Source organism: Hyphomonas sp. J20-32 (assembly GCF_055808555.1).
The window spans coordinates 2,856,429-2,878,287 of sequence record NZ_CM147873.1; the positions used below are offsets into that span (position 1 = coordinate 2,856,429).

The 21,859-nt window shown below is 62.1% G+C and carries 19 protein-coding genes; 10 read left to right on the plus strand and 9 right to left on the minus strand.

Going from position 1 to position 21,859, the window contains the following annotated elements; genetic code table 11:
- Positions 1-111 precede the first annotated feature (111 nt).
- The 7 genes from AC0L7I_RS13815 to AC0L7I_RS13845 are packed head-to-tail and all read left to right on the plus strand — an operon-like array spanning position 112 to position 7,468.
- Positions 112-1,494, plus strand: coding sequence for a M20/M25/M40 family metallo-hydrolase (locus AC0L7I_RS13815; protein ID WP_473397004.1), 1,383 nt, complete (start codon positions 112-114; stop codon positions 1,492-1,494).
- Positions 1,495-1,528: 34 nt separating this feature from the next.
- Entirely contained in the window at positions 1,529-1,948 is a 420-nt protein-coding gene (locus tag AC0L7I_RS13820; protein WP_473397005.1) for a hypothetical protein, read from the plus strand.
- Positions 1,949-1,977: 29 nt separating this feature from the next.
- Positions 1,978-2,955: a pseudouridine synthase gene (locus AC0L7I_RS13825; protein WP_473397006.1), complete on the plus strand. Its 978-nt coding sequence runs from the start codon at positions 1,978-1,980 to the stop codon at positions 2,953-2,955.
- A gap of 14 nt (positions 2,956-2,969) precedes the next feature.
- Positions 2,970-4,304, plus strand: a complete 1,335-nt coding sequence (locus tag AC0L7I_RS13830) for a cytochrome P450 (RefSeq protein WP_473397007.1) — start codon at positions 2,970-2,972, stop codon at positions 4,302-4,304.
- A gap of 9 nt (positions 4,305-4,313) precedes the next feature.
- On the plus strand, positions 4,314-5,651 hold the full coding sequence (locus AC0L7I_RS13835; RefSeq protein ID WP_473397008.1) for a cytochrome P450: 1,338 nt from the start codon (positions 4,314-4,316) through the stop codon (positions 5,649-5,651).
- Positions 5,648-6,388 carry an enoyl-CoA hydratase/isomerase family protein gene (locus AC0L7I_RS13840; protein WP_473397009.1) on the plus strand — a complete coding sequence of 247 codons (741 nt, stop codon included), beginning with the start codon at positions 5,648-5,650 and terminating at the stop codon, positions 6,386-6,388. The genes AC0L7I_RS13835 and AC0L7I_RS13840 overlap by 4 nt, the downstream gene beginning before the upstream one ends.
- Before the next feature lie 12 nt (positions 6,389-6,400).
- Positions 6,401-7,468 (plus strand): DUF2855 family protein, encoded by a 1,068-nt coding sequence (locus AC0L7I_RS13845; protein ID WP_473397010.1) that lies wholly within the window; start codon positions 6,401-6,403, stop codon positions 7,466-7,468.
- Between the two features lie 6 nt (positions 7,469-7,474).
- Here the strand turns inward: AC0L7I_RS13845 and AC0L7I_RS13850 are convergent, their stop codons facing one another.
- From AC0L7I_RS13850 to AC0L7I_RS13870, 5 genes are all read right to left on the minus strand, one after another.
- A complete protein-coding gene (locus AC0L7I_RS13850; RefSeq protein WP_473397011.1) occupies positions 7,475-8,344 on the minus strand; it encodes an OmpA family protein in 870 nt (289 codons plus the stop codon).
- A gap of 94 nt (positions 8,345-8,438) precedes the next feature.
- On the minus strand, positions 8,439-9,731 hold the full coding sequence (locus AC0L7I_RS13855) for a metal-dependent hydrolase family protein (RefSeq protein WP_473397012.1): 1,293 nt from the start codon (positions 9,729-9,731) through the stop codon (positions 8,439-8,441).
- Between the two features lie 13 nt (positions 9,732-9,744).
- The gene (locus AC0L7I_RS13860; RefSeq protein ID WP_473397013.1) at positions 9,745-10,782 is read right to left on the minus strand and encodes an alcohol dehydrogenase family protein; all 1,038 of its coding nucleotides are present in this window, start codon (positions 10,780-10,782) and stop codon (positions 9,745-9,747) included.
- Between the two features lie 32 nt (positions 10,783-10,814).
- The gene (locus tag AC0L7I_RS13865) at positions 10,815-11,729 is read right to left on the minus strand and encodes a hypothetical protein (RefSeq protein WP_473397014.1); all 915 of its coding nucleotides are present in this window, start codon (positions 11,727-11,729) and stop codon (positions 10,815-10,817) included.
- Positions 11,730-11,732: 3 nt separating this feature from the next.
- On the minus strand, positions 11,733-12,821 hold the full coding sequence (locus tag AC0L7I_RS13870) for a phosphotransferase family protein (RefSeq protein ID WP_473397015.1): 1,089 nt from the start codon (positions 12,819-12,821) through the stop codon (positions 11,733-11,735).
- A 107-nt stretch (positions 12,822-12,928) separates the two neighbouring features.
- Between AC0L7I_RS13870 and AC0L7I_RS13875 the strand changes: the two genes are divergently transcribed.
- Entirely contained in the window at positions 12,929-13,516 is a 588-nt protein-coding gene (locus AC0L7I_RS13875; protein WP_473397016.1) for a murein L,D-transpeptidase catalytic domain-containing protein, read from the plus strand.
- 9 nt (positions 13,517-13,525) lie between these two features.
- Here the strand turns inward: AC0L7I_RS13875 and purD are convergent, their stop codons facing one another.
- A complete protein-coding gene (purD, locus tag AC0L7I_RS13880) occupies positions 13,526-14,815 on the minus strand; it encodes a phosphoribosylamine--glycine ligase (RefSeq protein ID WP_473397017.1) in 1,290 nt (429 codons plus the stop codon).
- 208 nt (positions 14,816-15,023) lie between these two features.
- On the opposite strand from purD, the gene AC0L7I_RS13885 reads away from it, so the two are divergent.
- Positions 15,024-16,025, plus strand: coding sequence for an OmpA family protein (locus AC0L7I_RS13885; protein WP_473397018.1), 1,002 nt, complete (start codon positions 15,024-15,026; stop codon positions 16,023-16,025).
- Positions 16,026-16,112: 87 nt separating this feature from the next.
- Positions 16,113-17,522: an exodeoxyribonuclease VII large subunit gene (gene xseA, locus AC0L7I_RS13890; RefSeq protein ID WP_473397019.1), complete on the plus strand. Its 1,410-nt coding sequence runs from the start codon at positions 16,113-16,115 to the stop codon at positions 17,520-17,522.
- 15 nt (positions 17,523-17,537) lie between these two features.
- Here the strand turns inward: xseA and AC0L7I_RS13895 are convergent, their stop codons facing one another.
- From AC0L7I_RS13895 to AC0L7I_RS13905, 3 genes are all read right to left on the minus strand, one after another.
- The gene (locus tag AC0L7I_RS13895; RefSeq protein ID WP_473397020.1) at positions 17,538-17,750 is read right to left on the minus strand and encodes a DUF3126 family protein; all 213 of its coding nucleotides are present in this window, start codon (positions 17,748-17,750) and stop codon (positions 17,538-17,540) included.
- 99 nt (positions 17,751-17,849) lie between these two features.
- Positions 17,850-18,662 (minus strand): serine O-acetyltransferase, encoded by an 813-nt coding sequence (gene cysE / locus AC0L7I_RS13900; protein WP_473397021.1) that lies wholly within the window; start codon positions 18,660-18,662, stop codon positions 17,850-17,852.
- 83 nt (positions 18,663-18,745) lie between these two features.
- On the minus strand, positions 18,746-21,859 hold the full coding sequence (locus AC0L7I_RS13905; protein WP_473397022.1) for an efflux RND transporter permease subunit: 3,114 nt from the start codon (positions 21,857-21,859) through the stop codon (positions 18,746-18,748).

Below are 21,859 nucleotides of genomic sequence, written 5' to 3' on the forward strand. Positions count from 1 at the left end.
GCGCAGACCACACCTGTCACCATGAGCAGCTTCGGCCTGAGGCAACCAAACGCGGCGCGCCCGAGATCTTCCCGGTCATGAGGCCCCGCCCCAAGAAGGAATAGACCAAACATGACAAACCGGATCCTGACGAGCCTTGCGACATTGGTCCTGCTGGGCTGCGTGTCTGCGCCGCTGCAGGCGGCGGCCGATCAGGCGGACGTCGACACGGCGATCGAGATACTGGGCAATTCAGTTGCCTTCGATACGGTGGAAGGGCGCGGCAAGGTGCCGGCCTATGCCGAATACCTGGCCGGAGTCCTGATCGCGGGCGGCTTTTCAGAGGACGATGTGGCGATCGAGCCCTTCGGCGAAACGGCAACGCTGATGGCGCATTATGCAGGCCGCAGCGGCGAGACTCCGATCATTCTCAACGCCCACATGGATGTGGTTGAGGCCGATCCGGCCGACTGGGTGCGCGACCCGTTCAAAATGGAGACCGACGGGACCTATTTCTATGGTCGCGGCGTGCTGGACAACAAGTTTGGGCTGACCATGCTGGTGACAACACTGATGCGGCTGAAACGCGAAGGCTTTGTGCCCGCGCATGACATCATCCTGGTATTGACCGGCGATGAGGAGACCGCGCAGGTCACGGCCGCGGAAGTCGCGCCGCGCTTCAAGGGTGCGCGGATGGTGCTGAATGCAGACGGCGGCGGTGGCACCCTGGGCGAAGATGGCGCGCCGCACTATTACAGCCTGCAGGCGGGCGAGAAGACCTATGCCGATTTCGAGATCGTGATGACCGATCCCGGCGGCCATTCCAGCCGCCCGACGGGAAGCAATGCGATTGTCGACATGTCAGGCGCCATCGAGCGGGTGGCCGCCTATGCTTTCCCGCCCCAGGCCAGCGAGTTGACGCAGGCCTATTTCCGCGAGACCGCGAAACAGGTGCCGGGCGACCTTGGAGCCGCCATGGCACGCTTCGCCGAGAATCCGGACGACGCCGAAGCGGTGGCGCTGCTGTCGGCCCAGCCGGAATATGTCGGCCTGGTGCGGACGACATGCGTTACCACGCAAATCGAGGGCGGCCATGCCCAGAACGCCCTGCCCCAACGCGTGACGGCCAATATCAATTGCCGGATATTCCCGGGCGTGCCACCGCGCACGGTGCAGGCGAAACTCCAGGAACTGGTGGGCGAGGACGGCACGGTGAACTTCCCCGAGGAGTTCCCGCAAAGCGAGACGTCGCCGCTGGACGCCGAGCTCATGGCCGCCATTCGCAAGGCAATCGACGTGCAGGCACCGGGCCTCGCGATCATCCCCAGCATGTCGGCAGGTACCACGGACAGCCTCCTGTTCCGCGGCCAGGGCATTCCGAGCTATGGTGTCTCAGGCATTTTCATGAAAGCGTCGGACGACTATTCCCACGGCCTGAACGAACGGGCGCCTGTGGCATCGATCCCGGGCGCGCTGGAGCACTGGCACACGCTGCTGACCGAACTGGCGCAGTAAGAACAGCAAGGCCTGAGCCGGAGAGGAATCTGACATGCATTACACAGAGATCATTTCACTGGTCACGCTAGGCTTTGGTGCATTGTTGGGGCTGGGCGCGCTGCTGAACCCGGTCTGGGCGTCAGGAATTGTACGGCTGGTGGCCGACCCGGATACGGAGAAGCCCGGCGGGTATTCGGAATTCCGGGCGACCTATGGCGGCCTGTTCCTGTTTGCCCACGCAGCCTCGGCTGGCCTGCTGCTGTCGGTGACGCAGAGCGATGTCGGCCTGTTAAGCGTTCTCGTGGTGCTGCCGCTGGCGGCGGGCTGGTTGGGCGCAGCGTTCGGGCGGACCGTGTCGCTGGTGCTGGATGGCAGCCAGAACCGGGCGAATGGCATGATCCCTGTGTGGATCGGGATGGAATTCCTGCTTGGACTTGCTATAGGCGCGCCCATATTGCAGTTCATCGGCTGAGCCATTCGGCCACAACGAAAGACAGACACATGACGGAGCGTCGAGAGACGGGCCGCTCGCGCCAGGCAAAGCCCGGTTCGCGCCCCCAGAACAGCCCGAACAAGACCACGAACAAAGCCCGGAAACAGACCGGACACAGCCCGAAAACGCTGGCCGAGCCCGACTGGAGCGAAGGCGAGCGCATCGCGAAATACCTCGCGCGGGCGGGCGTGGCCTCGCGGCGCGAAGTCGAACGCATGATCGAGGCCGGCGATGTTGTCGTGAACGGCGTGAAGCTGACCTCGCCTGCGTTCAAGGTGACAGGGCGGGAAACCATCAAGGTAGGCCGCAAGACGATTAGCGCGCCGGAGCCGACGCGCCTGTGGCGCTATCACAAGCCGTCGGGCCTGATTGCCACCAATAACGACCCCGAGGGCCGCCGGACGATTTTTGATGAATTGCCGAAATCCCTTCCCCGCGTCGTGACCGTCGGACGCCTAGACCTGACAACCGAAGGCCTGCTTCTGCTGACCAATGACGGCGAACTGGCGCGGGCACTGGAATTGCCGAAGAACGCGCTGGAGCGCACATACCGCGTGCGTGCGCAGGGCACGGTGACGGATTTCAAGATTGCCGACCTGGCTGCCGGGATGACGGTCGACGGCGTCGACTATGCCCCGATCACAGCGGTGTTCGACCGCGAGAACGGCGCCAATTCCTGGCTGACCGTGACCCTTACGGAGGGCAAGAAACGCGAAGTGCGCCGCGCGCTGGAAGCGGTAAACCTGATGGTGAACCGCCTGATCCGCATCAATTACGGTCCCTTTGAGCTGGGCGACCTGCGCCCCGGCGCAGTGGAAGAAGTGCCGCCGGAACTGATGCTCGAGACAGTCGGATCGATGATTGCCGAGGCCAACCGGCCCCAGCCGGAAGCGCCGAAGCGCCCGGCACCTGCCGCCAAGTCACGCCTTGGCACCCGGCCCGGTTCAGCTAGACTTGCCAACAGGAAACGCCGACCCAAAAAATAATACCGGAGAGCATTATGGCCGACACCGCGCTTGCCACCCCGCCCGAGACCAAGATGGATCCGGGCCGGACAATGAGTGCGGCGGCGGCCGCGACATGCAACCTGATTGTCGATCCTGCGGTCTATGCCGATCAGCCCCGGCTGGACGCGGCCTTCACGAAGCTGCGTGCCGAGGACCCGCTGGCCTGGTGCGAACCCGAGGACTTCCGTCCGTTCTGGGCCGTGACCAAGCATGCCGACATCATGGAAATCAGCCGCCAGAACCAGCTGTTCACCAATGGCGAGCGGGAAATGCTGTCTTACAGGCATACCGAGGAAAAGGTGTATGGCGAATATGGCCAGCCGCACCTCCTGAAAACGCTGGTGCAACTGGACGACCCGCTGCATTTCAAGCTGCGCCACCTGACCCAGGAATGGTTCATGCCGCAAAACGTGAAGAAGCGCGAAGACGGCGTGCGGGCAATCGCGAAGCAATTTGTCGACCGGATGGAAGACCTGGGCGACGCATGCGATTTCCAGCGCGACGTGGCCCTGCATTATCCGCTGCGCGTGATCATGCAGATCCTGGGCGTGCCGGAATCCGACGAGCCGATGATGCTGAAGCTGACACAGGAGATATTCGGCGCACAGGACGAGGACCTCAGCCGCAACAAGAATGCGCTTGAAGAACGCGATGTCGAGAAGGGCCTTGCGTCGATCCAGCAGACGCTGGCGGAATTCTTCATGTATTTCACGGCCATTACGGCAGACCGCCGCGCCAATCCACGCGATGACGTTTCGACCGTAATCGCCAACGGCATGGTGGACGGCGAGCCGATCGGCCAGCTTGAAGCGATGAGCTATTACATCATCACCGCGGCGGCCGGGCATGACACGACCAGCGCGTCGACCGGCGGCGGCGTCCTGGCCATGCTGCAGGACCCGACGCAGCTGAAGAAGATGATGGATGACCCGAAGGGCATGGCGCGGACAGCGGTCGACGAAGCGATCCGCTGGACGACACCCGTGAAGCATTTCATGCGTACGGCCCATGCCGATTATGACCTGCGCGGCAAGACAGTGAAGGCGGGCGAGAGCCTGCTGCTGTGCTACCCGTCGGGCAACCGCGACGAAGACGTTTTTGACGACCCGTTCAAATTCAAGGTCGACCGCAGCCCCAACAAGATCATCTCATTCGGCCATGGCGGTCACATGTGCCTAGGCATGCATCTGGCGCGCCTTGAGATGCAACTCATCTACGAAGAATTGTTCAGCCGGCTGAAATCCATCGAACTGGATGGAGACCCGACATTCATCAAGGCGAATTTCGTGGGCGGACCAAAGTCCATTCCCGTGCGCTACAAATTCTAGGAGATCATCATGGGCTTTCAGAACGTTACCGACACCTATCAGGTCGAAAGCGCCCCTGCCGCGCCACGGCACAAGCCAATATACGACCTGGCTCCGCCTGTGGACCTGACCTCGGCCACGGTTTTCTCGGATTTTGGCGGCTACACGTTCGACGCGTTCGCGACGATGCGCGAAAAGGCGCCTGTCATGTGGCACCCGGAGGAGCACGGAGCAGGATTCTGGGCGGTTACAGCCTACGAACTGGTCAAGCAGGTCGAGCTCGACCCAGCCACTTACTCGTCCCAAAAGGGCGGGATACTGATGAATTACGGCATGGAAGGCGTGCCGCGCCACCCGCTACTCCATTCATCCTCGCTGAACTCCCTGATCAATCTTGATCGGCCTTATCATACGCCGCTCCGCATGGAGCACATGGCCTTCTTCCGGGCTGATTTCGTGGCGGAGCTTCGCAAGCGCGTCACCGTCTATGTCAATGAGTTGCTTGATGATATGGCCAAGCAAGGCCCGATCGTCGACATGGTTGAAATGTTCTCCGCCGAGCTGCCGCTGTTCACGCTGTGCGAAATCCTGGGCGTACCGGCGGCCGACCGGCCGAAGCTGGTCCACTGGATGCATTTCCTTGAAACCTCGCAGTACCAGGCCGTGCAGGAAGGCCTCGGCAATGTGACAATGGAGCAAATGACGGCCTTCCTGAACGAGATCCAGGCGATGTTCGATTATGGCCGCCACCTGCTGGCCGAGCGGCGCAAGAACCCGCAGGCGGACCTGCTGAGCGCGATCGCGAACGTGGAGATCGACGGCAAGCCCCTGTCACCGGAATTCCTCGACGGGTCATGGCTGTTGATCGTGTTTGCCGGCAATGACACGACCCGCAATTCCCTGTCGGGCACGATGCGCCTGCTGACGCAGAACCCCGACCAGAAAAAGAAGCTGATGGCCGATGACAGCCTGTTCCCCAATTTCGTTCACGAGTCGATCCGCATGGTAAGCCCGGTGACCTATATGCGCCGCACGGCGACGAAGGCCGGCGACCTCGGCGGACAGGCCATCAGCGAAGGCGAGAAAGTGGTGATGTATTACGCCGCTGCCAATCGCGACGCCGCCAAGTTCGACAATCCGGACACGTACGACATTACCCGTGCCAACGCCAAGGAGCACCTGGCCTTCGGGCATGGACCGCATGTCTGCCTTGGCCAGCGTGTCGCGAACATGCAGCTGGACGCCGCCTACCGGCAGATACTGGCGCGCTTCCCCGACATCGCGTGGACCGGCGAGCAGACACTTGCGCCGAGCAATTTCGTGCATGCGATTTCATCGCTGACGATCGACCTGGGCAAGCCGGCATGAGCACGCTGGTTACGCGGGAAGACAAGGACGGGTTGGCGCTGCTAACCCTGAACCGGCCCGACAAGCTGAACTCGCTGACGGTGGGCATGTTTCGCGAATTGCGCACGCATGTCATCGACCTGAAGAAAGACGAAACGATCGGTTGTGTCGTCCTGCGCGGGGCCGGACGCTGTTTCTCTGCCGGTCATGACCTTGGCGACATTTCCGAGGGCGAGAAAGTGCCATCGCCCGGCTGGCATTCCGAAACGCTGCGCATGGTGGAGACGCTGCCCAAGCCGGTGATCGCGGCAGTGCATGGCCATTGCTATACGGGCGCCCTGGAAGTGGCGCTGGCCGCGGATTTCATCATCGCGGCTGACAACGCCAAGTTTGGCGACACGCACGCAAAATGGGCGCTGACGCCGATCTGGGGCATGAGCCAGCGCCTGCCCCGTCGCGTTGGCATTGCCACCGCCAAACGGCTGATGTTCACGGCCGAGATGATCGGCGCGGGAGAGGCATTCCGGATCGGACTGGCCGAACAGGTCGTGCCGGCGGCAGAATTCGATGCAGCCATCGATGCCATGGCGCGCCAGATACTTGCGAACTCCCCCTTCTCTCACGCCGCCAACAAACGGCTGCTGGAGGCGACCGACGCGCGGGACATGGATTCCGGCCTGCAATGGGAAATCCTCAAGAATGAGGGCGTCGGACCTGACATGCAGGCGCGAATCGGCGCTTTCATGCGCAAAGACTAGGGGACGCAAACCATGGACTACCTGATCAAGCGCGACGACCTTCGCGACTGCCACTGGGCCGAAGCCCCCGTTACAGACCTGGCTGACGGCATGGCGCGGCTGCGCGTCGATGCGTTTGCCCTCACAGCAAACAACGTGACCTATGCGACGTTCGGAGAGGCGATGAAGTATTGGGACTTCTTTCCGGCCAGCTCGCCTGAATTCGGACGCGTGCCTGTCTGGGGTTTCGCCACGGTGATCGAGTCCAGGGCGGCGGGCGTGGATGTCGGCAGCCGCGTCTATGGCTATCTGCCAATCTCCGACACGTTCGACGTGCAGCCTGTTCGCGCGGGCAAGGAAAGCTTCATGGACGGCGCTGCACACCGACGAGAGCTGGCGCCGATCTACAGCACCTATATCCACACTGCTGCCGATCCGACCTATGACGCAGCCTTCGAAGCGCAGCAAATGCTGTTCCGGCCGTTGTTCACGACAGGCTGGATGATAGACGACTGCCTGATGGAGACCGGTGACCCGGTGCCCGAAACGGTGGTGATTTCCAGCGCATCGTCGAAGACGGCCATGGCGCTGGCCCATTGCCTGAAAACCCGCGGGGGCGTTGATGCCGTGGCGCTGACGTCACCGGGGAATGTTGAATTCGTCAAGGGCACTGGGCTTTACGCCCGCACGCAGACCTATGACGAGGTCGATACCATGCATGCGCGCGGCCTGACGGCGTTCGTCGACTTCCTGGGCCGGCCATCACTCACGGCAGATGTGCACAATGCCCTTAAAGATCGCCTGGTACGCAGCCTGGTGATTGGCGTGACGGACTGGGAAGGCAACCGGGCACCGATCAGCCTGCCCGACCCGCAGCCCGAATTCTTCTTCGTGCCAACCTATGCGGCAGAGCGCGCCAAGGCGCTGGGCGCGGATGTGCTGAACCAACGGCTCGGCGCATCGCTGATGTCCTTCTACCGGGCCTCGTCTGCGTTTGTGACGCCGCAGGAAAGAACCGGCCCGGATGCCATCGACTCGGCCTGGCACGACACGCTCGAAGGCAAGGTCAGCCCGGCAAGCGGTCTTGTTCTCAGTTTCTGACAGGCCTCAGGGGCGACGGGAAATCCTGAATTCCGTCCGGGCGTTGCGGCCCCAGGCCTCATAGGTTTCAGCCGTATCCAGCGGCACGCTTTCGCCATAGCCGACAGCCGTCAGCTGGTCGATCGCCACGCCTTTTTCCAGCAGGTACTGGCGAACGGCATCGGCGCGTTTTTGCGACAGGACCTGATTGTATTCGTCCGAACCGCGGGAATCCGTGTGAGATCCGATCTCGACGGCATACTCGTCGCAGAGCATGGAAATCCCCGCCACAGCATCCAGAAGGCCCGTGCTGACCGGTGAAATGTCGCCGCGATTGGTTGGGAACTGTATCTTCTGGCCGTCCATCGTCTGGTTCAGGGCCTGCTGGCAGGCATCCTGCGATATGGCCCCGCGCGCGAGCATTGCGAGGCTTTCGCCCGGGCCGCGTTCGCCGCTTTCAACACCAATGCCATCGACAAGAAGGGTCATCTCGACCGATCCGATCGGGTCGGATTGCAACGCAGCTGCTCCGGTTTCAAGGGCGCGCCGCTTGGCGTCGGCATTGGGTGCGAGGCCCGTGAGCGTTGCTACATTCTCGCGCGCGACCAGCCCCATCCAGGGGAATCCGGCCTCAGTGAAAGCGCTCTCGATGCCGCCAACCCAACCGGTTGACGACCGCGTCACGCGTTCGACGATCTGCGGTTGGGGCACAGCCGCGGCCGTGAACTTGCCGTTTTCGAAGACATAGAGCCCTTCAGCGATGGTGATGCATTCGGCATCATCTGCCGCGGGAACGTCAGCAGCCATGTCGACGGTGTCATCGGCGCCGCACGCCGCAAGGCCGATGAGGGCCGTTGAAGCGAGGACGCGACATACCGAGGCGTGGAGTTTTTGCATGCCCAATTTTCAATCCTTTGCCGCGCAATGTCAAAATGCTTCGCGGATTAGGCGAGGGCGATGCAGGTTCCGGGCCAGAATTGCGTCCTGGGACCTAGTTCAGGCTTTTGTAGACGATCCCGCCCTTCATCACGAAATCAACAGACTCCAGTTCGGTGATCTTCTTGAGCGGATCGGTCGTCACTGCAACGAGATCGGCGTATTTGCCAGCCTCGAGCGTTCCGATGTCGGTGTCCATTTCAAGATGTTTCGACGCGGTCACTGTGGCCGCGCGGATGGCATCTTCCGGCGTGAAGCCGGCTTCGACCATGAGCGCGAATTCCTGGGCATTGTCGCCATGGCGCGAGACGCCGGTATCGGTGCCGAAAGCGACGTTGACGCCGCCCTCATGGGCCCGGCGCAGCATGTCCAGCATCAGCGGGCCGACAATGGCGGCTTTCTTGCGCGACGCTTCGGGCAGCCAAGGCTCGTTGGTCCAGCCCGTGACCGTCACCCCTGCCAGGACGGTCGGCACGAGCGTGGCATTGTGTTCCTTGAACAGGGCGATGGTCTCATCATCGAGATAGGTGCCGTGTTCGATGGAATCGATGCCCGCACGCAGGGCTGCGTCGATGCCAGCCTTGCCATGGGCGTGCCCGGTGACCTTGCGCCCCATGGAATGGGCCGCGTCGACAATGGCGGCGAGTTCGTCATTGGTGAATTGCTGTTCAAGACCGGCGGCCGTATTCGACAGGACCCCGCCGGTCGCCGTGATCTTGATGACGTCGGCTCCTTCCTTGACCTGCTGGCGCACGGCCCGGCGGCAATCGTCGGCGCCGTTACAGATATTGGTGCCGGTGAAGAGCTGCATGACCGGCCAGGAATAGCCGTTCACGTCGCCATGGCCGCCCGTTATCGAGATCGCCTGTCCGGCCGCACGCATGCGCGGGCCCGGCACCGCGCCGCGCGCGATGGCATCGCGCAGGCCGAAGACAAAGTCATTGTAGCCGCCGACATCCTGCACGGTCGTGAAGCCTGCCTCAAGTGTCTTGAGCGCGAAGGCCGCCCCGTCGAACGCCGTATCGACCGAGGAATCGGTGAACTCCTTGATGCGGCCTTCCGGGCCGTTCTCGCTGGTAATGTGGACATGGCTGTCGATCAGGCCGGGCACGACATAGGCGTTCTTGAGGTCGATGACCGGCACACCCTTCTTGCCGGACTTGTAGCCGGGCTGGACGGACACGATCCGCCCGTCCTTGATGGTGATGGTCTGCTGCGTGAGATAGCCTTCACCCGGCACGGCCAGGACGTGACCGGCATGCACGACGGCATCCTGCGCGCTGGCGACACCGGCCGCGACAAGACAGGCCGTCGAGACGGCAAGAGACTTCAAAAGCGCGTGTTTCATCGGATTGGCCTTTTCAGGGTTTCAGGATCATCTTCATGGCGCCGTTCTCGCGGGCGTCGAACATGCGATAGGCTTCGGCGCCTTCCGACAGGGGCATGTGGTGGGTGACGGTCCGCTCGGGACGCAGCTTGCCCGCCTGGACGAGCGGGACCAGTTCCGGCCACTGGGCCGGCACCGAGCAGGTGCCTGTCCGGAACGTGAGGCCCTTGATGAAGGACAGCGCCATCGGGAACTTGAAGTCCATTGTCTGGTTTACGCCGATGCAGGACACGGTGCCCGCATTGCGCGCGAGTTTCATGGACAGGTGGATGGCGGCGTCTGCGCCGACGCATTCGACGACGCTGTCGCACATGCGGCCCGAGGTGAGTTCCGTGATCCGGTCGCGGGCCTCGGCGGCATCGAAGGCGGTTGCGCCGATCTCTTCGGCGAGCTGGCGACGCTCGGGCACGAGATCGACGGCGAATACGCGGGCCGCCCCCATCAGGAACGCGCCCTCGACTGCCATCAGCCCGATCGGCCCGCAGCCGACGACCGCCACAGTGCTGCCGGGCCGGATGTCGGCATTCTTCAGGCCGAACCAGGCCGTCGGAAGATTGTCCGTCAGCAGGACGGCCTGGTCTTCGGTGACGCCGTCCGGAATCTTGGCCAAGCCGAAATCCGCGACCGGGACCATCGTATATTCTGCCTGAACGCCCTGAAGCTTGGGGCCGAGCCCGTAGCAGCGCGCGCCCGCTGTTTCACACTGCGTGACATTGCCGGCCATGCAGGACGGGCAGGATCCGCAACCGACGGCGGCCGAGATCATCACCCGGTCGCCCGGTTTGAAGCGGGAGACAGCGCTGCCGGTCTCGATGACTTCTCCGACCGCTTCATGGCCGACGCAATAGCCATTGGTCTCTGAAAACCCGTGGCCCTGATAGATGTGGAGGTCAGACCCGCAGATACCGCAGGACGTGATCTTCACGATGGCGCTACGGGTGTCTTCCGGTTCTGGCACCGGGGCGTCGTCGAAGACGATGTCCCGTGCGCCGCGATAGAGGAGACCTTTCATGAAGCGCTGTCCTTGTCGTGTGCTGTCTGGGTTCAGGCCGGCAGCTTGTCGGCCGGGTAGTGCGGGTAGCTGGCCTTGAGGACGCCGTGATTGAGCAGGGTTTCAGCGACCTGCTTCGTTCCGGTCGAATCGAAAATGCGCGTGCGTATCCAGTAGTTCTCCGCGCGACGGCTGGCCGAGAGCGCAACAACCTCGCGGCGCAGGATATAGTCTTCACCGACAAAGAGCGGGCCATCAATCATGCGCATTTCGAGATCGGCAAAGAGGCCGATGGATGGGTGCTTGATCGGCCAGTTGGCCATGCCGCCAGTATAGTTCGCAAGTACGCTGACCATTTCGAGCGGGATGACCGGGCGGCCCCAAGGCGAGGCGTTCGCATCGCTGTACCAGTCGTTCGGCTCAGTGATGACCGCCAGTTTCTGCGCCAGGCTGAACGGATAAAGATTGCCCATATGCTGGTCAGCGTCCATGCGGACAGGCTCGTCCCTGGATGTCTTCAGGCCGACTTTCATGTCAGCGAGGATCACGAGATCACCGGCCGGGCGGAGTTTCGCCATCCGGGCCTCGAGCAGTGTTTCGCCATGGTCCGGGCCGAGCGTGGCGCTGGCCTCCAGCACAGGCGTACCGTCCTCCTTCTCGGCCCAGCATTTGGCCCGGGTCGCGCCGGGCGCCGGGCGTTCGACGAAAGCGCGAACCTTTTCGCCCTCGAACACCATGTTCAGGAAGTGCGTCGAAAGGCAGCCACGCTCGAACCAGTCCTTGCCCCAGATATCATGCAGCAAAGGCACGAATTGCTGGAAATGGGTCGGCCCTTCTATGGGGCCCGCCTTGATGCCGAGCCGTTCGGCTTCGGCATCGTCGTGCAGCGACTTGTGACCGCCATAGGATTGCTCCTGCAGCATCTGCGCAGGCGCCCGCAGCGGTCCTTTGAGTATTTCTGCCGCCATCGGTTACCCTTCCATGCCGGCTTTGCGGGCATACAGGGCTGCAAATTGGGCCAGCGGGACAACCCGCGCCGCGTTCGATTCCGCGTTGGCGCTGTTGGCCGTGCCGTCGCGGACCCGTCCGACGATGCCCTGCAGGATGCCCGCGAGGCGGAAGGCGTTGTAGGCGAAATAGTAGTCGAGTTCCGGCAAACCGGCACGGCCAGTATGCGCGCAATACATAGCGACGTATTCCTCCATTGTCGGAATGCCCCAGGCCTTCAGGTCCGGGATCGCCGAGAGGGACCCGCGCGTGGAATCTCCCGCCGGCATGACCCAGTTCATCAGGTGGTAGGAGAAATCGGCCAGTGGATCACCGAGGGTGGAGAGTTCCCAGTCGAGAACGGCGATGACTTTCGGCTCGGTCGGGTGGAGCACCATGTTGTCGAGGCGGTAGTCGCCATGCACGATCGTGGTCTTGTCGCCCGGCGGGATGTTCTTGGGCAGCCATTCGATCAGCTGTTCCATCTCGGGAATGTGCATCGTTTCGGATGCCTTGTACTGCTTGGTCCAGCGATGGATCTGGCGGGCGACATAATCGCCCTCTTTGCCGAAGCCTTCGAGGCCGGCCTTGCGCCAGTCGACATTGTGCAGGTCGGCAAAGGTCTTGACCTTGGCCTCGTAGATCTTGCGGCGCATGGCCGGCTCGTAGTCAGGCAGCGTGCCGTCCCAGAGAATACGGCCTTCGACCATGTCCATGACGTAGAAAATCGTGCCGACAACATCCTCATCCATGCACAGACCATAGGGCCGCGCGACAGGGTAGCCGAGGGGATAGAGCGCATTGATAACCCGAAATTCGCGATCGACAGCATGCGCGCTGGGCAACAGGTTGCCTGGCGGCTTGCGACGCATCACGTACTTCTTCTTGGGCGTGACAAGCTGGTAAGTCGGGTTGGACTGGCCGCCCTTGAACTGGCGTACCTCCAGAGGGCCCTCATAGCCCTCCACATTGGCTTCCATCCAGGCGGCCAGATTTGCCTCGTTGAATTTGTGGGTGTCCACTACGGCTTTGGTACCTGTGAACAGGTCCTGTGCAGTTTCTGTTTCTGCCATGGGGTCGCTCTCGTGTCTGGTGTTTCCTCTGCGACACCATAACGGGCCGCCACCGGGTGCCAAGTCCTGCCGTAAGGTCGCCACAATTTTGAGGCAATTTTCCCGAGATGACACGATTGATGGCGATCTGTTCCCTTTTCCTGCTTGCCGCTGCACCAGCGCATGCAAAGAATATCAATGCGTCCGGCGCCGTGCGGGCAGACCTGCTCAGCCGGGCGCTTGAGGCGCAGAAAACGCATGCAGGCGCCGCCAAAGATACTGGCCGCCTCGTGATCGTCGATTATTCCCGCCATTCGAAAGAAGAGCGGTTATTTGTCGTCAATCTCGAGAATGGAGATGTATCAGCCTATCGCGCGGCGCATGGCCGAGGCTCCGACACCGATCATGACGGGTATCTCGACCGGTTTTCCGACGAACCGGGGTCAAGCGCGAGCCCGGAAGGGGCGATGGTCATTGCGGAAGAATACAGGGGCAAGCATGGCTTGAGCCTGCGCCTGGACGGGCTGGACGAGACGGACAAGTCGTCGCGCGAGCGGGCCATCGTCATACACGCTGCAGATTATGCCGAACCGGAATTCCTGTCCCGGTTTGGTAAGCTCGGTCGCTCGAACGGTTGCATCGTGTTCTCGAAAGCCGACCTGAAACGCTTCCTGGCAGATGTGCCCAAGGGCACCCTCATGTTCGTGGGCCGCTAGCCTCTCTGGCTAGCCGAGTGCCCGCCAGCCGATATCACGGCGGCAAAAGCCTTCCGGCCAGTCGATCCGGTCCACGCCCGCATAGGCGCGCGTGACAGCCTCCCGAAGCGTTGATCCCGAAGCCGTGACGTTGAGAACGCGCCCGCCCATGGCGACAAGAGCGCCTTCGGAATCGCGGTCGGTGCCTGCCTGAAACACGGTGACGCCCGGCAGGTTGTTTGCTTCGACCATGCCATTGATCACTGAGCCTTTGACGTAGCTGCCCGGATAGCCCGTGTTGGCAAGAACGACCGTGGCCGTCGGATGGAAGCGTTCAAGCTCCAGCAGGGATTCGAACGCATCCTCATTGCCCGCCAGACCGCCTGTCGCCGCAGCGAGTATGGCGGGAACAATGTCGCCAGCCAGCCCCTTCATCAGCACCTGGCATTCCGGATCACCGAAGCGGGCGTTGAATTCGACGACCTTGGGTCCCTCTTTCGTGACCATGACGCCGACATAGAGCACGCCCTGATAGGGCATGCCGTCCGCCGCCATGCCTGCAAGCATCGGTTCGACGATCTCAGCCTTGATGCGGTCCATCACCGCCTGCGTCACGACCGGCGCGGGCGCGTAGGCCCCCATACCGCCCGTATTGGGACCGGTGTCTCCATCGCCGACGCGCTTGTGATCCTGCGCAGCGGGCAAGTAGACCGCGCCCTGCCCATCGGTGATGACGAAGATGCTGGCTTCCTCGCCATGCATGAATTCCTCGATGACCAGAGTCGCCGACGCGTCGCCGAACTTGCCGGACAGCATCTCGTCAACTTCAGCGTCAGCCTGCTCAAGAGTCTCGGCAATCACGACGCCCTTGCCCGCAGCGAGCCCATCGGCCTTCAAAACATAGGGCGCTTCCATCGTGCGCAGGAAGGCCTTGGCGAGTGCGGGTGTCGTGAACTCGCCATAGGCTGCTGTCGGAACGCCATAGGCTTTCATCCGGCCCTTGGAGAAGGCTTTGGAGGATTCCAGCTGGGCGGCGAGGCGGCTGGGGCCGAACACGTCGAATCCGCGGGCGCGCAGGATATCGGCAAGCCCGAGCGCGAGCGGCGCTTCCGGGCCAATCACCACGAGATCCGGCTCGACCTGCAGCGTCAGCTTGATGAGGTTGTCGATATCGTCAACGGCGACATCGAAGCACGGGCCGATTACGTCCATGCCGGGATTGCCCGGTGTCGCGTGGACCACGTCGACCAAGGGCGACTGGTCCATTTTCCAAGCCAGGGCATGTTCGCGCCCGCCGGATCCGATGAGGAGGATGTTCATGGCACCGCTTGTTGCGCGGGTTGGCGTTTGAGATCAAGCGCCTCTGTCGGTGGAGAGGCACTTTTGGCCACCAGCAAGCATTTTTTCCGACGAAACCGGGCCGGGAAGCGCCCTGCTGCAATACCGCCAACAGATAGGCGGGCAATTTGAGATTGGGGCGTTTTGGCGTATCCTGAACCCAGTAAAACACAAAAAGGGGACGTGAAACGTGAGAGTATTCAAACCATTGGCCATCGCCACCATTGTCGCGGCCGCCTGTCTTTTCCAGCCCGCCCTGGCCGATGATATCGAAGGCGCCCAAGAGCATCCGATGATCGAACGCTATCCCGGACAGGAAATCCGCTGGCAGCAGATCAATAACCACCTGCCCTATCGGGTCCCAGCCGGACCGGTGACGGGTTATCGCGCGATCAGCGACTGGATTGACACGGAAGGACGTCTGACCCGCACCTTCTATCGCTACAAGGGGACAGACCGCACCTATTCGGAAGTTTACAAAAATTACCTGGAAGCGCTTCAAGGGGCCGGGTTTGAAATTATCGGAAAGGGGGTCTCTGAAGACCGCAAAGGCAATGCAATCGGAAGCCGCACCTGGACGGAAGTGCTGTACCGAGCGAATCCTACCGCCAAGCCGGGAGAAGTCGGCACCCTGTTCAGCGGAACGTCGTCCTCAGGCGGGGCGGGAGCGATTGTCGCAAAGAAAGACCGCGCCGCAGGTACGGCCTATGTGGTCATCTCGGTGGAGCAGCATGCGTCCGACTATGTCGGAACATTGATCGATATCGTCGAGGTAGAGCAGGCCGAGACCGGCCTGATCGTGGTGAATGCCGAAGCGATCGGGTCCGATATCAGTGAATACGGACGCGTTGTCCTCGACGGGATCGTCTTCGATTTCGACAAGGCCACGCTGCGGCCGGAATCCGAGGCGGCGCTTGATGCGATCGCGGAATTCCTGTCAGCCTACCCCGAGAAAGTCTTCTATGTCGTCGGCCATACGGATTCCATCGGCACGTTTGCCTACAATGAACGCCTGTCAGCCGACCGGGCAGCGGCGGTCGTTGCAGCCTTGGAGGCTGACTATGAGGTCAAGCCAGCCAGGCTGGAGGCCCATGGTGTCGGCCCGCTTGTACCCGTTTTTTCCAACGGAACCGAGGCAGGACAGGACAAGAATCGCCGGGTGGAACTCGTTGAGCGTACGCCCGCGCAGTAGCTGCCATTACCCCATGAGTGATAGGGAGCAAGGGCGCACCACACTGCGCACTTGCTCTCCTTGAAGTGACGCGACACAAGAGAAGTCATGTCCGACTTGCCCGTCTCCAATGACCAAGCCGTATCCGTATCGGAGCTCGCTGCGAGCCTGAAACGGACGATTAAATCGAATTATGATCATGTCGTCGTGCGCGGCGAACTGGGGCGCGTTACCATTGCCCGGTCCGGCCACATGTATGCCGACATCAAGGATGAGAAGGCGGTCCTCAATACGATCATGTGGAAGGGGCAGGTCGACAAACTGCCCTTCCGGCCGGAAGAGGGCCTTGAAGTGATCGCGACCGGGCGTTTGTCGATCTATGAGGGCCGCTCGAACTACCAGCTGATTGCCAGCTCGATGCGGCCTGCCGGCGCCGGGGCGCTGATGCAGCTGCTGGAGGAGCGCAAGAAGAAGCTGGCCGCCGAGGGCCTGTTCGAGGCGCGCCACAAGAAGAAGCTCCCCTACCTGCCCCGCACCATCGGAGTGGTCACCAGCCCGACCGGCGCCGTGATCCGGGATATCCTGCACCGTATCCAGGACCGTTTCCCTGTGCGCGTGGTCGTGTGGCCCGCCCTTGTGCAGGGCGATGCGGCGGCGGCGCAGGTGACGGCGGGCATCAAGGGCTTCAACGCGATGACCGGCAATGACCGGCCCGATGTGCTGATCGTCGCGCGTGGCGGCGGATCGATCGAAGACCTCTGGCCCTTCAACGAGGAGATCGTCGTCCGCGCCGCGTTCGAAAGCGAGATCCCGCTGATTTCGGCGGTCGGACACGAAACAGATACGACCCTGATCGATTATGTGTCGGACGCGCGGGCGCCGACGCCGACAGGGGCGGCAGAAATTGCCGTACCGGTGCGCAGCGAGCTTTTGCTGTCTATTGAGGAGAGTGCCGGGCGCCTGAAGCGGGCGCTGGCGCGCCGGACGGCGCGGTCGCGCGATGCATTGCGCGCCGCACGCTTGCCACGGCCGGAGACGCTGCTGCAGTCGAAACGCCAGAGGCTGGATTATGCGGCCGCCAGCCTGCCACGCGCGGCGCGGGCGCTGATCGAGCGGAGCCGGTCGCGGCTGGCTGCGGCGCAGGTCAGCCCGGCAGGCCTGAAGGCCGATATCAGGCGGTCGCGGCAAAGCTTGCGGGAAACGGCGGTACGGGCGCGCCCTGCCCTGATGCGGCTGATCGAGCGGCGCCGGGTATCGCTGGAATCGCAAGGCAAGCTGCTTGAAACGCTGTCGTATCAAGCGACGCTGAGCCGGGGCTTTGCCATCGTGCGCAGTGAAGACGGCAAGCTGATCCGGTCGTCCGGCGTTGCTGCTGCAGCGGCCGCCTTCAAGGTGAGTTTCGCGGATGGCGATGTCATGGCCACGCCACTCGGCGAGCCGCCGCCCTCATCACCGCCAACCCCTGCCCCCAAAACAAAGAAAGCCCCGACCAAGGCTGATCAGGGCTCTCTGTTCTAACGTGTCCGGACGGAATTAGGCGCCGGCAATGTCTTCTGACAGGACCGTCATCTGGAACTGGTAAGACGTCTCGCCCTCGTCGACATCCTTGTAGACCAGCGCGATGAATTCGGCGCCGAGATAGACTTCAACCGAATCATCTGTCTTGTCGCGCGCCAGCAGGCGCAGGCCCGGGTGCAGTTTCTCTTTCAGGTACGCCTCAAGACGCAGTGTTTCTTCACGTTCCATGACGCATGCTCCTTCACAATTCAGCGGCGCAACCTAGTCTTTTTCCTTTGCAGCGCAACAGGGACGCCTGCAATCGACTGTAGCTTCCGTGCGGCGCGACTACTTTACCATGTCGTCGGGAATGTTCTGGTCCATCGTCTTGGCGGGCTGGCAGCAGAGCGGCTGGCCGACGATCTTGGCCGGGACACCGGCGACCGTGCAATGGGCGGGGACGTCCTTGAGCACCACGCTGCCTGCGGCCACTTTGGCTTCGTCGCCAATCGTGATGTTGCCGAGAATTTTCGCGCCAACCGACAGCAGCACACCACGTCCGATCTTGGGGTGACGATCGCCGACTTCCTTGCCGGTGCCGCCCAGCGTGACGCCGTGCAGCAACGAGCAGCCATCGCCGACGATGGCCGTTTCACCGATCGTGATGCCTGTCGCGTGATCGAGCATGACGCCAGTGCCAATGCGCGCGGCGGGGTGGATATCGACGCCGAACAGTTCCGATGCGGTGCCCTGGAAATGGAAAGCCAGCGACTCCCTGCCCTGCTTCCAGAGGACATGGGCAATTCGATGGGTCTGCAGCGCCAGGAAGCCCTTGAAGAACAGAAAAGGCTGCAACATGCCGCGGCAAGCGGGGTCGCGCTCAAGCACCGCCTGCATGTCGGCTTCCGCAGCCGTCAGAAGCGACGGGTCGGAATCGTACGCGGTCGACAGGATGTGGCGCACCTGCAGCGTGCCCATGACCGGGCCGCCCAGTTTCTCAGCGAGGTGATAGGACAACGCCTGGCAAAGCGAAGAATGGGCCAGGATGGCCGCATTGATATAGCTGGCAAGCGTTGGCTCTTCTGCGGCGGCCGCAGCAGCCTCGAAACGCAGCCGGTTCCAGGCGGGTGGCGGGGCACCGATATCAGGGTTTGCGACCATTCCGGCCTCCATCAGTTTTTGGCTTCCTAGCCACATGGGCGACAGATTACCGCGTATCAAGTTCCAGCACGTTCACAATTACCTCATTCAGCGGGGACATGTCGCCGACCAAACAGGTAGGTCAATGTTTTTCGCATGGGTTTCAAGGTCATGATCCGGAAAACGGCTGGTGTGAAGTAGAGCGCCAACAGGGCCGACCCTGCCACGCCGCCTGAAATTCCCGCTGCCAGAGGCATCCAGAAAGAGTCTCCGGACAGGAGGATCGGTATGAATCCGCCCATGGTCGTAAGCGTGGTGGCGACGATGTGACGGGTGGCGTCCACAACGATCTCGCGCTGGGCGATCACGTCGTCGGCCATGGCGGCCGGACTGGCCGTAAGAAGCGACAGGACAACAATCGAACCGTTGATGGCGATGCCCAGCAGCCCCAAGCCGCCGATGATCGCATTGAAGCCGAACGGCAGGTTGAACAGCCAGACGCCGAAGAATGCGAGCCCCAGCGACAGGAAACCCGTCGCCAGGATGAGCAGCATCATGCGGAACGAGTTGAACACGAGCATGATCGCCCCGGCCATGACGAGGATGAGCGGGATTCCGACCCCGGCCAGGTTGCCGATTGCTTCGCCCGAATTTTCAGCCTCGCCGCCAATCCGGATGGCATAACCCGGCGGCAGCGTGAAGTCGCTCTCAGCCAGCCGGGCCTGGAAGTCTGCAAAAACCGGCGCCGGCAATGTATAGGGGTCAAGGAAGGCGAGTATCTGGTTCATGCGCTGACCGTCACGGCGCGAGATCACAGCCGTTTTCGGGTCAAGCGACATGCCCCCAAGCGCTGACAGAGGCGTACCTTCGCCCACGGTCATGGCCCGCAAGTCGGTCAGCGTGCCGCGGCGATTGTCAGGCGCGATCACGATAACGGGCAGTTCTTCGGTGCCCTCCACGATTGAGCCCGCCCGGACGCCTTCAAGCTCTGCATTCATGGCAGAGGCGAGCTGGGTGAGGCGTTGACCGGCAAGCGCCGAAGCCGACTCATCGGCTTTCAGGCTGACTGTCGGCGCGCCGAGCTCAAGCGACGCCACGGTATAGGTGACGCCGGGAGTCTGCGCGAGGATGGTGCGCGCCTCGTCGCCAAGGCGGCCGAGAATATCGAAATCGTCACCGAGAATCGTGAAATCAATCGGGGCATCAGCCGGAGGGCCTTGTTCGAACGGCAAGGCGAGGAAACGCGCACCGGGAAACTCCGCCCGCATCTCGCTCTGGACCCTGGCGACAATCTCATGCGTTCGCTGGTTTCCGTCCAGTTGGACCCAGCCGGCCGCAAATCCTTCGACGCCTTCGGTATTGTTGATCATGTTATAGTAGACGCGCGGTGAGGGTTCGCCCAACACCCACGTCACGGACTTCACGCCCTCCATCGCCTGGATCAGCTCGCTGGCATGTTTCGTCGACACGATCGTGTCGGACAGGCTGGCCTCCGGCGGCAATTGCATCATGATCTGGAACTGGTCACGCTCCGTCTGCGGAAAGAACTGTGACGGCAACTGTCCGACCAGGTAAAAACCAAGGATCGCCGGAGCGATGGCCAGGCCAATGCCGAGCGGCGGGAACCGCAAGACGGCTTCGATGGTAGCCCGGTATCCGTCGGATATGAAATCGATCGACACGCCATCGCGCCACCAGCGGCGAGGGCGTTTGTGCTGGCCAATTTCCCAGCCACGCGTCCGGTCGAACCAGCCTGCCATTGCCGGAATGACGGTGACAGAGATGACGAAGGAGGCGGTGATCGAATAAACGACCGACAGGCCGATCATGCCGATAAACTCGCCAGCGCCGCCGGGTAGCAGTGCAATCGGCGCGAAGGCGAGTGCCGTCGTGAGCGTTGAGGCTGCCAGCGGAGCAAACAGGTGATTGATACTCTTGTCGATCGACTGCAGGCGCGATGCACCCCGCGCCCGCATCTGATCGAAATCGTCGACAACGACAATCGCATTGTCGATCAACAGCCCGAGTGAAATGACAAGGCCGGTAACCGACATCTGATGCAGCGGGTTTCCGAATATCTTGAACAGGATCAACACGAGCGCGACGGTCAGGGGAATGGCCGACCCGACGACGAGCGCGGAGCGCCAGCCCATCGAGAAGAACAGGACGACGAACACGATACAGGCTGACATCAGCAGGTTCCTGGCGAGCCCGTTCAATCGCGCATTCGTGTATTTGCTCTGGTCGAAGACCGTTTCGATCCGCAGGCCGGGCGGTGCGTCCAAAGCAAAATCGCTCACGACCCGGTGCGCAGTTTCAGCCCATTTGTCGACACGCTGGTCCTCTGAAATGAATGCGCCCACGAAAATGGCACGCTTGCCGTTTTCGAGCGCCATGCGGACAGGCGGATCCTCAAACCCCTTCTGGACAACAGCGACGTCGCTGACACGCACAGCCGTGCCATCCGGCCGCTGCAATAGCGGCACGCTGCGGATGCGGGATATGTTGTCGAACTCGCCGCCGACTTCGAGGCCGATATTGCCACCATCAGAACGAAGACGCCCGGCCGGTGTCTTGCTGTCCGCCGAAGCGATCAGCGATGCAGCCTGGCGTGTCGTCAGGCCTGCCGCCGACAATGCTTCTGGGTCGACAACGACGCGGACCTCTTCGGCAGGTACGCCGAAAAGGTCGGTCAGCTCTGTTCCGGGCAGTCGCTGAAAACGGTCCTGGAGGTTGAGCGCCATGCGCCGCATCACTGCGAGGGGCGGATCACCCTCACCTTCCCACACAAGTCCGACGACCAGAGTCGCCGCACCGACATATTGCCGGTGGATGTCCGGTGCGTTGGTGCCCGACGGGAATCTGGATTTGGCCAGCTCGACCTTCTGGCGGATCAGGGTCCAGGCATCGTCGACTTCTGCTTCAGTAAGATCATCACGAATTTGCAGGCTGACCTGCGACACGCCGGGGCGCGAAACGGACTGTACCTCGTCGACCTCGGGCAGTTCCATCAAAGCCGCTTCTATCGGTTCGGTTACGAGCGCTTCCATGCGCTCGGCATCCGCGCCCGGAAGAGTCGTCAGCACGAAACCGTAGCGCTCAATCAGCGTCGGGTCTTCCTGACGGCCGAGCGAAAACATGGCGCCGAGACCACCGATCAGGATGACCATCATTACCAGTATGGTGAGGCGCGGAAGACGGAAGAATATCGTGAACAT